12 protein-coding genes are annotated in these 12,638 nt (G+C 72.2%); 9 read left to right on the top strand and 3 right to left on the bottom strand.

From position 1 onward, the window contains the following. The 4 genes from A4U64_RS13685 (at position 1) to A4U64_RS13670 (ending at position 3,744) form a co-directional block, all read left to right on the top strand. On the top strand, positions 1–1,008 hold the full coding sequence (locus A4U64_RS13685) for a heme-dependent oxidative N-demethylase family protein (protein ID WP_050035069.1): 1,008 nt from the start codon (positions 1–3) through the stop codon (positions 1,006–1,008). Between the two features lie 70 nt (positions 1,009–1,078). Next, positions 1,079–2,239, top strand: a complete 1,161-nt coding sequence (locus A4U64_RS13680; RefSeq protein ID WP_050035070.1) for a lycopene cyclase family protein — start codon at positions 1,079–1,081, stop codon at positions 2,237–2,239. A gap of 99 nt (positions 2,240–2,338) precedes the next feature. Then, positions 2,339–3,226 (top strand): DMT family transporter, encoded by an 888-nt coding sequence (locus A4U64_RS13675; protein ID WP_065922667.1) that lies wholly within the window; start codon positions 2,339–2,341, stop codon positions 3,224–3,226. Between the two features lie 278 nt (positions 3,227–3,504). Then, the gene (locus tag A4U64_RS13670) at positions 3,505–3,744 is read left to right on the top strand and encodes a WhiB family transcriptional regulator (RefSeq protein WP_044476011.1); all 240 of its coding nucleotides are present in this window, start codon (positions 3,505–3,507) and stop codon (positions 3,742–3,744) included. Positions 3,745–3,785: 41 nt separating this feature from the next. Here the strand turns inward: A4U64_RS13670 and A4U64_RS13665 are convergent, their stop codons facing one another. Both A4U64_RS13665 and A4U64_RS13660 read right to left on the bottom strand, forming a co-directional pair. Continuing rightward, positions 3,786–5,798, bottom strand: a complete 2,013-nt coding sequence (locus tag A4U64_RS13665) for a SpoIIE family protein phosphatase (protein ID WP_029543130.1) — start codon at positions 5,796–5,798, stop codon at positions 3,786–3,788. A 97-nt stretch (positions 5,799–5,895) separates the two neighbouring features. Then, positions 5,896–7,086, bottom strand: a complete 1,191-nt coding sequence (locus tag A4U64_RS13660; RefSeq protein ID WP_006937253.1) for an NAD(P)/FAD-dependent oxidoreductase — start codon at positions 7,084–7,086, stop codon at positions 5,896–5,898. A 150-nt stretch (positions 7,087–7,236) separates the two neighbouring features. Between A4U64_RS13660 and A4U64_RS13655 the strand changes: the two genes are divergently transcribed. The 5 genes from A4U64_RS13655 (at position 7,237) to A4U64_RS13635 (ending at position 11,485) form a co-directional block, all read left to right on the top strand. Then, positions 7,237–7,851 carry a GNAT family N-acetyltransferase gene (locus A4U64_RS13655; RefSeq protein ID WP_044476010.1) on the top strand — a complete coding sequence of 205 codons (615 nt, stop codon included), beginning with the start codon at positions 7,237–7,239 and terminating at the stop codon, positions 7,849–7,851. Between the two features lie 136 nt (positions 7,852–7,987). Then, positions 7,988–8,404 (top strand): toxin-antitoxin system YwqK family antitoxin, encoded by a 417-nt coding sequence (locus A4U64_RS13650; RefSeq protein ID WP_050035071.1) that lies wholly within the window; start codon positions 7,988–7,990, stop codon positions 8,402–8,404. Between the two features lie 19 nt (positions 8,405–8,423). Then, the gene (locus tag A4U64_RS13645) at positions 8,424–9,050 is read left to right on the top strand and encodes a maleylpyruvate isomerase N-terminal domain-containing protein (RefSeq protein WP_065922666.1); all 627 of its coding nucleotides are present in this window, start codon (positions 8,424–8,426) and stop codon (positions 9,048–9,050) included. 13 nt (positions 9,051–9,063) lie between these two features. After that, a complete protein-coding gene (locus A4U64_RS13640; protein ID WP_065922665.1) occupies positions 9,064–9,384 on the top strand; it encodes a MarR family transcriptional regulator in 321 nt (106 codons plus the stop codon). A 94-nt stretch (positions 9,385–9,478) separates the two neighbouring features. Continuing rightward, entirely contained in the window at positions 9,479–11,485 is a 2,007-nt protein-coding gene (locus tag A4U64_RS13635) for a S9 family peptidase (protein ID WP_065922664.1), read from the top strand. A gap of 118 nt (positions 11,486–11,603) precedes the next feature. On the opposite strand, the gene A4U64_RS13630 is transcribed toward A4U64_RS13635, so the two are convergent. Next, positions 11,604–12,554, bottom strand: coding sequence for a TIGR03621 family F420-dependent LLM class oxidoreductase (locus A4U64_RS13630; protein ID WP_065922663.1), 951 nt, complete (start codon positions 12,552–12,554; stop codon positions 11,604–11,606). Between the last annotated feature and the right edge of the window lie 84 nt (positions 12,555–12,638).

Here is a 12,638-nt window from a genome sequence, read left to right as displayed (position 1 = left end):
GTGACCACCTCCGTCGCCAGCGACCTGTCCTGCCTGCCGTGGCCTTTCCCCGAGGGCGACAGGACGTTCCGTTACGCCGTGAACGTCGAACCGGCGCCGCGCCGCACCGAGACCGCCGCCGGGGCCTGGGGCGAGCACATCGTCGACCTGGGCAAGAGCCACGACGAGTACGTCGAGATGATGCGGTTGCGTCGCTCGATCGTCGAGGCCGACCCCGGGCGCGTGCAGATGCTGCCGCACATGACGCCGGCGTGCTGGGACCTGATGCTCTACTACATGCGCGACATGGCGGCCTCGTTTCCCGACGTCATGCATCTCGACGTCGAGAACGGCGGATACCGCTGGCGCAACGACCTTCTCGGAATCGATCAATGGTTCGTGCCGGGGGATTCGGGCACCCTGCCGGAGCATCCGCTGGTGTTCATCGGGTGTCAGCTGCCCGACGACGTGCTGCTGGTGACCGAGCGCGACGGGCACCTGTGGTTCGACGCGGCGCTGGTCACGTCGTCCGCCGACTGGTCCGTCAAGTTCGACATCGGCATGAGCCTGCACGAGATCCACCGGCCCGTTCCCGGCCTGACCCCGAACGGGGTGACCGACCGCGCCGAGCAGTTCATGCGGCGCCTCACCACCGAGCGGCCGTACCGGCGGGTGAACTGGACCTTCTCCGCGGTCGGTTCGCGGCGCCGGGACACCAGCCTCGAGACGATGCCCGAGTGGATGGACGACATGCCGCGGCTGATCGCCGAACGCGACTGGGGCCGCATCCAGTTGCGCATCGAACTCGAGCACCTGATCCGCCTGCCGATGACGGGGGCGCTGGTGTTCAACATCCGCACCTACATGGCACCGCTCGAGGAGATCGCGCAGGTCCCGGCGTGGGCCGAGCAACTCGCCGACATCGTCGAGGAACTGCCCGCCGAGATCGCCGCGTACAAGGGCATCGACTCCTACCGCATGCCGGCGATGGCCTGGCTGCGCGAGCGGACGCGCGCCCGGGCCGCGTAGTGGCGCACCGGATTCACCGGCGGCCGGTACGGTGACGGAGGGAGGGTCTCCGGCGAGGGGAGAAGCGAGCGTGCGAGCGTGGAGCGGACCGGTCGACGGCGGCATCGCCGTCCTGGGTGCGGGCCTGAGCGGACTGTCGCTGGCGGCCCATCTCGCCGCCGTCTCGGCGCGACCCGGCCCGGTGGTGCTCGTCGACGACGGCGCCCGCGACATCCGTGACGCCGGCTGGGCGTTCTGGTCCCGCCGGTCCGGGCTGCTCGACGCGGCCGTCTCCGCGCGGTTCGCCCGGATCCGGGTCCATGCGGGCGGACGGGCCCGCACGCTCGGCCTCGGCCGGTACCGGTACGGCGTCGTCCGCGGAGCCGACCTGGCGTCGGTGGTCGGCGAGGTTACGGACCGAGTCGACGACATCGGGCTCCGCACCGGCCGGGTGACGCAGGTGCACGACGGGGCCCGCCCGCGTGTCGCCCTGTCCGACGGCACGGAGCTGCACCCCGAGTGGGTCTTCGACGGCCGGGGCCCCGACGCCGACGACCGGGGGACGAGCCCCGATGCGTGGCTGGACTTCCGCGGGTGGCGGATCCGCACCGAAGCTCCCCTGTTCGATCCCGACGTCCCCACCCTGTTCGACTTCCGCACCGATCAGCGCCGGGCGGCGTCCTTCGTGTACGTGCTGCCCACCGATACCCGGCACGCCCTCGTCGAGCACACGAGTTTCGCGCACCCCGACGGCGGGCCCGTCGGCACCGCCGCTCACGACGAGGCGCTCCGGGAGTACCTGGCGGCCGTGCTCGGCGCGGACGAGGACACCTACATCGTGGAGGCGGACGAGTCCGCACGGCTTCCGTTGGCGTCGCGGCCGCCCGCGCGGCGCAGCGGCAACATCGTGCGCATCGGCGCCGCGGGCGGAATGCTCAAGGGCAGCAGCGGATATGCGTACCAGCGGATCCAGTGCGACAGTGCGGCGATCGCGCAGTCGCTCGCCCGGCACGGGCATCCCTTCGACGTGCAGCCTGCTCCGTCCCGGTTCGCCCGGTACGACCAGGGGCTGCTGCGGGCCGTCGTCGAGCGGCCCGCGGTGCTCGAGCGCGCCTTCGCGGGGCTGTTCGACCGGTCCTCCGCGGAGCCGATCCTGCGGTTCCTCGACGAGGAGTCGACGTGGCGCGACGAGGCGGCGCTGTTCGCGTCGCTGCCCGCAGCCCCGCTGCTCAGGGCGATGGCCGGCCGCTGACCGTCCCCGGGTGGTACCGCGCGACCGGCCGCGGGCGACCCGGTCGGGCCCGGCTCGTTCGATCGGCGAGGTACCGCGCTTCGCCCTAGGGTTGGGCGCGTGTCGGACTCGGTGGGCGCAGCGCTGCTGGCGATCGCCGCGGCCTTGTGCATCGCGGTGGGTACGGTCGTGCGTCAACGCACGGCAGCCGGTGTGCCGGACGACGCCGTGGGCACGCTGGGCCCGATCACCGCTCTCGTCCGCAACCCCGTGTGGTGGCTGGGCACCGTCGCCGGCGTCGGGGGATACGCCTTCCAGGCCGCGGCGCTCGGCCGGGGCTCTCTGCTGCTCGTGCAGCCGCTGCTGGTGCTGTCACTCCTGTTCGCGCTGCCACTGGGTGCCCGCCTCGCCGATCGCAGCGTCGGCCGGAGTGAGTGGCTGTGGGCGGCGGCGCTCGCGGGGTCGGTCGCCGTGCTCGTGGTGCTGGGGAATCCCCGGCCGGGACTCGCCCGGGCCGAGCCGCTGCACTGGGTGCTCACCTGTCTCGTCGGTGCCCCGCTGGTGGCGGCCGGTCTGATCGCCGCCCGGCGGGTGCGCGGCGCGCGCAAGGCGCTGCTGCTCGGCGCCGTGGGCGGCGCCCTGTTCGGGGTCTCGGCCGTACTGACCAAGGGAGTGGTCGACATCGCGTCCCGCGGTGTGCTGCCGCTCGCCACCGCTCCCGAACTGTGGGCGCTCCTGCTCCTCGCCGCGGGGGCGGTGACGGTTCAGCAGGCGGCGTTCCAGGCCGGTGATCTGCGGGCGTCGTTGCCCGCCACCACCGTCCTGGAACCGGTCGTGGCGTCGCTGCTCGGTTTCGTGGTCCTGGGGGAATACCTCGACGCGGACCGCGCCATGAGTGTGGTTCTGGTCACCGCGGCGGCGGTGATGGTGGCCGCGACGGTCGCCCTCGCGCGGGGCGACGCGGCCGCGTCGTCCCCCGACCAGGCGGTATGTCCTCCGGGGGAATAGCCCGGCCGGCGGCGCCGCCTACGGTCTCGCGAACCTTCGACAAATCTCGCTCTTTGTTGGCATGAATTTCGGTGGCGCGGGGTACTCCCCGGTCCATGAGATCGACGAACCGAGAATCGGCCCTTCGGGGCGGTCCCGGCGCGTGGATCGAAGTGAGCGAAAGGTCGCAGACTTTCGTCCGGTCCGCTCGCACTGCGTGCGAGCCTGCTGTCAAGGAGAGCCCCGTGCCATTGTCACCTCACCCGCTCCGGCCGACCGTCGATGTCTGGAACTGGCAGATGCAGGGCTTGTGCCGCGGCGTCGACTCGTCGGTGTTCTTCTCGCCCGACGGCGAACGGGGCCGCGCGCGGTACCAGCGAGAGTCGAAGGCCAAGGAGATGTGCCATCGGTGCCCGGTCATCGAGCAGTGCCGCGAGCACGCGCTCACCATGGGCGAACCCTACGGAGTGTGGGGCGGGATGTCGGTCTCCGAGCGGGAGAAGTACGTGCAGTCCCGGAGACGGAAGATCGCGAGCTGAGCCGGATTTCGCCCGGCACCGACCCCCGGTCGGTGCCGGGTTCACGTCTCCGGATCCCCTGACGGCTCCGGGATGTCGCCGCCGCCGGGGTCGGCCCGGCCGTGGAGTCCGACCAGGCTGAGCACGTGGTGGGCGGTGCTGCCGGGTGGCGCCACCAACGTGACGGTGGAGTGCTGCTTGGCCGCGCGGTCGCGGGCCGTCGAGAGCAAGGAGACCCCGGCGGAGCCGAGGTTGGTGACCTCGCTCAGATCGACTGTCACCGACAGCGTTCCGCTGTGGGATACGGCGTCGAGGCACCCCTTGAGGATGGGCGCGGTGTCGATGTCGATGTCCCCCCGCACCGCGAGACGACCGGGTTCGGTTTCGGCGACGGCGAATTCGGGCGAGACCTCGGGACGGCCGACGATCGCGCCTTCCGTGAACTCGGTGACGACGCGGGCGCTGCGGGTGAGCCGGAACGTGACCGTCGCGGTCGTGCCCGTGTCGTCGCTGTCGACGACGAGGTCGTCGGCGAAGATCCGGACCATCGTGAGCCCGCGGCCGCGGCTGGTCGGTAACCGATGTGGCTCCGGGGTTTTCGCGGGGGTCTTCCAGCGGCCCCGGTCCCGCACGCGGACCCGGAGGCAGCCGTCGCCGTCGAGCGTCCCGTCGATGTCGACCGGGGCATGCCCGGCGTCGCCGCCGGAATAGGCGTGCTCGACGACGTTGGACACGAGTTCGGAGACCGCGTGCTCGACGGCCACAGTTCCGGCATGGTCGGCACCGATGCGCACGAGCCATCGCCGCAACGACGTCCGTGCCGACCTCGGTGCCTCCCGGTCGGCGTGGAGCCGAAGCTGCAGGGGATCCGGCATGGCCGTGCGCTGAGCGGCCACGATGGTCACGTCGTCGCTGTATCCGGTTTCCCGGAGCAGGAATTCGAGGATCTCCGCGCACACCCGATCCACCGTCCGGGCGCGCGTGTCCGGGATCGGGAACGACCGGCCGGCCACGCTCAGGGCCGCCCGCTCCGCGAGTTCGGCGGTGCTCGCCGGCGGGGGCCGGCCGGGGCGCTCGATCAGTCCGTCGGTGTAGAGCAGCACGACGTCGCCGGCGGCGAGGGCGTCGGTGGCGACGGGGAACGTCGAGCCGGTACCGATCGGCGTTCCGCCCGAGGGTGGGAGGTATCGGACCGCCCCGGCCGGGCTCGCCACCAGCGGCGGGGGATGCCCGCTCGTGCAGTAGCGGACCCGGCCGGTGGCGGTGTCGAGGACGACGACACAGACCGTCGCGGTGCGGGCGCCGGGGACGTGCGCCGAGAAGGCGTCGAGGGTGGACAGGGCGGCGGCGACGTCCGCGCCCGCGAGGATCTGCTGGCGCAGCACCGCGCGGAGCTGCCCCATCACGGCGGCGGCCTCGACGCCGTGCCCGACGACGTCCCCGGTGATGAGCACGAGTTCGCCGTTCGCAAGGGCCAACGCGTCGAACCAGTCGCCGCCGGCGGCCGTGTCCTCGGCGGCGACCAGGTAGGCGGCCGCCACCTCGGCCCCCGGCACGACCGGGACGGACGGCGCCAGCAACGCCTGCTGCATCACCGTCACCGCGTCGCGGGCCTGCTCGTACTTCTCCGACATCAGCTGGGCCCGTGCCTCGGCGCCGCGCCGGGCCAGGACACTGTCGGTCACGTCGGAGGCGAAGAAGAGCAGCCCGGCGACGCCGCGGTCGGGGTCGCGACGGGGGGCGATGGTGAAGTCGAAGTAGCGCTCCCGGACCACGCCGCTACCGTCGGTATCGATCTGCAGGCGCCACTCCTTGGCGGTCTCGGCGACGCCGGTCGCCGCCACCCGGTCGAGCAGCTCGAAGAACTGCTGGCCCTCGAGTTCCGGTACGACCTCGCGCACCGGCCGGCCGAGGAGGTCGTCGCGCCCCAGCAGCGCCCGGTAGGCGGCGTTGGTCGCGACGTACACGTGATCGGGTCCCTGCCACGCGCCGAGGGCGAACGGCAGTGCTTCGAACACGCGGAGAACCGTGTCCGGCTCTCCCGTGGCCGAGAACAGGTCCTCGCCTTCCGGCATGCCGTGTACCTTCTCCGGTTTCCGCGGTGAAGCGTCACCTTCAGTTCTATACCCCTCCGGGGCTTCGGTACAGCGGCGTGCCGGCCGGCCCGGTTCGTCAGCGCATCTCTCCGGCCCCGACGTACGGATTGAGGCTGGCGAGCGGTTTGCCCTCGGCGAAACGGGAGTAGCGGAAGTCGGCGCCGTCGACGGCGGCGTCGCTGCTGATGCCGTCGAGCAGGAGGTCGGCGGCGAGGCGGCCCACGGCCGGGGAGATCTTGTAGCCGTGGCCGCTGAAGCCCACGAGCAGGAACAGCCCCGGGGCGGGGGACGGCCCGATGACCGGGTTGTAGTCGGGGGTGGTGTCGTAGCACCCCGCGTACGACGAGGCGAGCCGCGGATCGGGCATGGCCGGCAGCAGCCGGTCCAGCTTCGCGATGGCGGTTTCCACGAACGGGTCGTCGGCGCGATTGACGTAGTCGTCCGGGTCGGCCCACTCCGGGGTGGAGTGGTCGCTGTTGCCCACCAGCAGGTCCCCGTTGGGCTCGCGCCGGATGTACTGCAGGTTCACCAGGTCGGAGAAGGTGGGGATGTCCGGGGTGGGTTCGCCCTGGTCGACCAGCAGGAGTTGTTCCCGCTGGGCCCGGATCGGGATGTCCACCCCGGCGGTCGCGCCGAGCGCCGGCGACCACACGCCGGTCGCGAGCACGACGGTGCCCGCGTGGATCTCGGAGCCGTCCGCGAGCCGCACACCGTAGACCTCGCCGCCGTCGCGCTGCAGGAGCGAGGTGACGGTGGTGCTCTGACGCACTCGCACGCCGAGGGCACGGGCGCGGGTGCCGTAGGCCATTCCGGTCATGTAGGCGTCGCCGTGGCCGCCGAGTGGTTCGTACGCGAAGGCCGCGAAGGGATCGAGGGCGATTCCGGGCAGCAGTCGGCGGACCTCGTCGGCGTCGATCGTCTCGACGGGCACACCGAGGGAGCGGTGCATCTCGACGTTGGCGGCGAGCGGGGCGGTGTTGTCGGGCCCGACGCCGACGACGTATCCGGTCTGCCGGAAGCCGATGTCGGTGCCGAAGATCTGCTCGGCCTCGGAGAAGACCTGCACGCCGTGCCAGGCCATCGCCGCCAGCGACGGAACGCCGTAGTGGCAGCGGACGATGCCGCTCGACTTGCCGGTCATGCCGGAACACAGAGTTCCGCGTTCCAGGACGAGAACGTCGGTTTCGCCGCGCTCGGCGAGGCACCAGGCCGCAGCCAGGCCCTCGAGTCCGCCGCCGACGATGACGATGTTCGCGGTTTCGGTCATCGTGCTTCCTCACAACTCGCAACAGGGGTGGTTTCGTGCTGAGAAACAGTGTTGCACGAAATGAAACAGTCGTGCCCGCCCCCATGTGACAACGACGTAAAACCTGCTGGGCGGCAACGTTCCATCGTTGACGCCGGTAGCCTCGTCCGCATGACCCCCGCCGTCCGCCCGGTCACCAGACGGGACATACCGGTCTTCGCCCGCACCCTCGCCGATGCGTTCTTCGACGATCCGGTGATGATGTGGATGTGGCCCGACGACGAGCGCCGGCGCCGAGGTCTGCCACGCATGTTCGCCGCGGAGGCGCGCCACCACCTGCTGGCGCACGGCGGACTCGAGATCGCCGAGGGTCCGGACGGTGCCACCGGGGGTGCGACCATGTGGGCGCCACCGGGCCGATGGAAGGTCACCGGCTGGCGGTCGGTCCTGGTCACCGCGGGAATGATTCACGCGCTCGGCGGCCGCGCCCGCGTCGGCGCCGAGGTCAACGGCGCGCTCGAGGATGCGCATCCGGCCGAGCCGCACTGGTACCTCTCCGCCATCGGGACCGGAAACGCCACGCGTGGAGGGGGATTCGGGAAGGCGCTGTTGCGGTCCCGGCTGGACCGCTGTGACGCCGAAGGCGTGCCCGCCTATCTCGAATCGAGCAAGGAGAAGAACATCTCCTACTACGAGCGGTTCGGCTTCCGGGTCACCGGCGAGATCGCCGTCCCGAACGGCGGCCCCACCCTGTGGAAGATGTGGCGCGCGCCCGTGACGCGGTGACTCGGCGCGCGTCCCGCCGAGCTGTTGATATGCAAGCAATCGCTTGCATATACTCGTCGCTCGTGGGAGATCTCTCGACGGTCACCGCCGGGCCCGACGGCGCGCGCAGCGCCCTGGGCCGGTTCGGGACTTCCGGATGAGCACGCCGGCCGAGAGTCCGAACGCCGTGGACGGTCACGGCCGCAAGACCGGCGAGTGGGCGGAGCCCGACCCGCACGGCGGGGTGATGATGGGCAACTACGTCGACGGTGAGCGCCACGGCACGTGGCGGCACTACTTCGCCGGCGGGGCGTTGCGTTCCGAGGGCGGTTACGACCGCGGCGTCCTGCACGGCCCCTGGACCTGGTACCGCGCCACCGGCGGCCTGCTGCAGCGCGGCGGGTTCGCCCGCGGTGAGAAGCACGGCCACTGGGAGCGCTGGACCACGGCGGGAACGCTCGTCGACAGCGGAAACTGGGAGCACGGCAGGAAGACCGGCGAGTGGACCTACTACGACACCGACGGGAGCATCAGGAAAACGACCACCCACCGGCCGAGGCTGCCGCGCGGGTGACCGAACGAGGGGGAGTGCGGTGACATCGACCTTCGACCGGGATCGAGCCCTGCTGATACGGCTGTGGCGCTCGTGGGCCGAACGGGCACGGGAATTGAGCGACGAGCAGTGGACGGCCCCGACCCGGCTGCCGGGCTGGACCGTTCGGGACCTCTACGTCCACGTCACACCGGACGCCCTGATCGCCCTGCTCGCCGACCCCGCGTCCGACGGCACGGCGAAGGTCACCAGCGCCGCGGAGATGCTCCGCGTCTTCAACGCCGACCCGGTCGCCGCCGAACCGATGCACCGACGGATCGCCGAGATGGTTCGCCGCGCCGCCACCGACGTCGGCCGGGGGACGCTCGTCGAGCGATTCGCCGTCGAACTGCCGCAGGCGTTCGATCGCCTGACCGGCCTCGGCCGTGAGACCGTCGTCCCACATCCTCTGCTGGGCTCGGTGACGCTCGGCGCGCTCCTCGACCTGGCCATCCTCGAAACGACCGTTCACCTGCTCGACGTCGTCGACACGGTCGGCGGACCGCCGCCCGAACCGGAGGCACTCGAACGCACCCGCAACGTGCTCGCCGCCGTCCCGGATGCGCGGGCCTTCATCGAGGCGGCATCGGGCCGGTCGGGCGCGCGGATACTGCCGGTGATGCGATGAGGCAACCGCGCATGTGACGCGGCACGGCTCCCGCGATCTCGTCCGCGTGCTCGGACTGCAGAGCAGCAACGTCAGCGCGACGGTGCGCAGCCTGGTCCAGCTGGGACTGGTGGCCCGCACGTCCAACCCCCGCGACGGACGGTCCCACCCCCTGCACCGGACGCCCCCGCCCCTGGCGGAACGCAACGACTACCTGATCCGCCGGATGTGGATCACCGGTGTGGCGCGCCTGCTGTCCGAGATGGAGCCGGACGACGCGGCCGCCCTCGTCGCCGTCGCCCCGCTGCTCGAGCGCCTGGCCGCGCTGTCCGCAGACCACCCGCTGGCGGGTTGACCGCTCGTTCCCGCGCGGCGCGCCGGCGGCGTATCCCGACCGGGCCGTGTCGGCTCCCCGGTGACGCCTCCGGCGAGCACTACCCTCGGGCACCATGACCGCATTCGACGACCTCGACGACTATCTCGCTCTCCCTCGCGTCACCGCGCTCGCGCTGTCGCCGGACGGGACCCGCGTCGTGATCGCCCAGTCCACCCTGGACGAGGAGGGGACCGGGTACGTCGGGGCGCTGTGGGAGGTCGACCCGCAGGGGCATGCGCCCGCCCGGCGGCTCACATGGGGTGCGAAGGGCGAGTCGAATCCCGTCTTCACCGCCGCCGGCGACCTGCTGTTCACCGCCGCCCGGGCCGACGGGACGGACGGCGACGACGCCCCTGCCGCGCTGTGGCGGCTGCCCGCCGCCGGCGGCGAAGCACAGCGCGTGGTCTCCCGCAAGGGTGGGGTGCGCGGCGTGTGGGCGGCCGAGGCGGCGGACCGGATCGTGGTGACGGCGGACGTACTCGGCCGCACCGACGGCGACGACGAGCGGATCCGGGACGCCCGCAAGAAGCGCAAGGTCTCCGCCGTGCTGCACACCGGATACCCGGTGCGCCACTGGGATCACGACCTCGGACCGGCCGAACCGCACCTGCTCGCCCTCGCGGACGGCCCACACGCGCCCCTGTCGGACCTGACCCCCGGGCCCGGAGGCGCCCTGCGTGAGGCGTCCCTCGACCTCGCCGCCGACGGCAGCTTCGTCGTCACCACCTGGTCGGTGCCCGGGCCGCTCGCGTCCCGCCGCACCACCCTGGTGCGCATCGACACCGACACCGGACTGCGCACCGTCCTCGTCGACGACGAGGCCGCCGACGTGTTCGCCCCCGCGATCGCGCCGGACGGCACCCGGGTGGCGTTCCTGCACGAGACGCACTCCGACCCCGAGACGGCGCCGCGAATCACTCTGCGGCTGTTCGACCTTCGATCGGGTGAGACGACGCAGCTGGTGCCCGGGTGGGACCGGTGGCCGACGTCGGTCGTCTGGCGGCCCGACTCCGGGGCCCTGCTCGTGACCGCCGACGAACACGGCCGCGCCCCGATCTTCCAGGTGGCGCTGTGGGCCGACGTCCCCACGCCGTTGACCACCGACGCCGCCGCCTACACCGACCTGCGTGTCGCGCCCGACGGAACGTGCGTCTACGCCCTGCGCGCCGCCTACGACACACCGCCGCACCCGGTGCGGATCGCGCTCGACGCCCCCGGCACCGTCACCGCGCTGCGCGCCCCCGCGGAGCAGCCCGAACTGCCCGGCCGCCTCACGGAGATCACCACCACCGCCGCCGCCGACGGCACCCCGCTGCGGGCCTGGCTGGCCCTGCCGGCCACCGCCGATCCCGACGCGCCCGCGCCACTGCTGCTGTGGATCCACGGCGGCCCGCTCGGCTCCTGGAACACCTGGTCGTGGCGGTGGAACCCGTGGCTGCTCGTCGCCCGCGGCTACGCCGTGCTGCTCCCGGACCCCGCGCTGTCCTCCGGTTACGGGCAGGACTTCGTCCAACGCGGGTGGGGCCGCTGGGGCAAGGAGCCCTACACCGATCTGATGGCCCTGACCGATGCGGCGATCGAACTACCCGAGATCGACGCCGAGCGCACCGCCGCGATGGGGGGATCCTTCGGCGGCTACATGGCCAACTGGATCGCCGGGCACACCGACCGATTCCACGCGATCGTCACCCACGCGAGCCTGTGGGCCCTGGACCAGTTCGGGCCCACCACGGACTCGGCCTGGTACTGGGCCCGGGAGATGACTCCCGAGATGGCGGTGGAGAACTCGCCGCACCTGTACGTCGCCGACATCGTCACCCCCATGCTGGTGATCCACGGCGACAAGGACTATCGCGTGCCGATCGGGGAGGGACTGCGGCTGTGGTACGAGCTGCTGTCCGAGTCGGGGGTACCCGCCGCCGCCGACGGCTCCACCGTGCACCGCTTCCTCTACTTTCCCGACGAGAACCACTGGGTGCTCAGCCCCCAGCACGCGAAGATCTGGTACGAGGTGGTCGAGGCGTTCCTCTCGGAGCACGTGCTCGCGCGCCCCCGGGAACTGCCCGAGGTGCTCGGCTGACGCGGATCGCGCCGGTGCGCGGCTGACGACGCGGATCGCGCCGGTGCGCGGCTGACGACGCGGATCGCACCGGTGCGCGGCTCGGGATTCGAGCAGCATCTCCGCCGGGGGGCGACGCTCACCCGCCCAGCATCCGCACCCGCTCCAGCACCGGGGCGAAGGCCTCGAGATACGGCCCGTGGACGGTGTAGTAGGTGAAGCCGTAGCGGTCGCGGTTGCGCAGGACCTGATCGGCCATCCGTTCCACCGTGCCGATCAGTGCGAACGGCGTGTCCAGCAGCTCCTCGACGCTCATCATCGGACCGTAGCGCTCGAGCAGTGCCCGCGCCGCGCCCTCTCGGTCGTCGGTCACCACGACCGCCTGGACCAGCACCTGCCACTCGAGGCGGTCCGCGCGGGCGCCGGCGCGCTCACGGGCGAACCGCACGCGCTCGTCGGCCTCGGTGGCCGTCGCGATGCGCAGCACCCCGGGCGCCTGCCCCGGCACCTGCACGGCACCGGCCACCCCCACGATGTCGGCGCGCTCGGCCGCCAGCTGCAGCACCCGGTCCCCGGTGCCGCCGATCAGCAGCGGGGGACCGGTGCCGCCGAACCCGCGCCGCTGGACCGGCTGCAGCGGTGCCAGGCCCATGCCGGCGCGCAGCTCGGCGTGTTGCGGGTACCCACCCTCCGCGAAGCGGCGCCCCAGACCGTCGATCAGGGCCTCGAGCCGATCGACGCGGCGGCCGATCGGCTCCCAGCCGATGCCGGCCTCGTCGAATTCCCACTTCATGTGCCCGGCGCCGAGGCCGAGCTCGAGCCGGCCGCCGGTGAGGACGTCGGTGGTCGCGACGTCGCGGGCCAGCAGCTCCGAATTCCAGAACGGGGCGTTGAGGACGAGCGTGCCCACCCGCAGCCGCTCGGTCGCCTGCGCCGCGGCGACGAGCGTGGGAAACGGCGCGGCGACCCCCAGGTGGTCCGCGGCGAACAGCGTGTCGTACCCGAGGGCCTCGATGCGGCGGCACCGGCCGGCGAACGCGCCGGCCGACTCCAGGGCGAAGACGTTCGTGGCGAAGCGGAACTCGTTCACATCTGTCACGGTGCCGTACCCGTGATCCGCAGTCCAGCAGGCCCGCTCCGGGTCCGTGGGGCGTGTGCAGGCGGTTTGCCTCCG

It is taken from the genome of Rhodococcus sp. WB1, assembly GCF_001700945.1.
GTDB lineage: Bacteria > Actinomycetota > Actinomycetes > Mycobacteriales > Mycobacteriaceae > Rhodococcus > Rhodococcus aetherivorans.
This window is presented reverse-complemented; position numbering and strand designations above follow the sequence as displayed.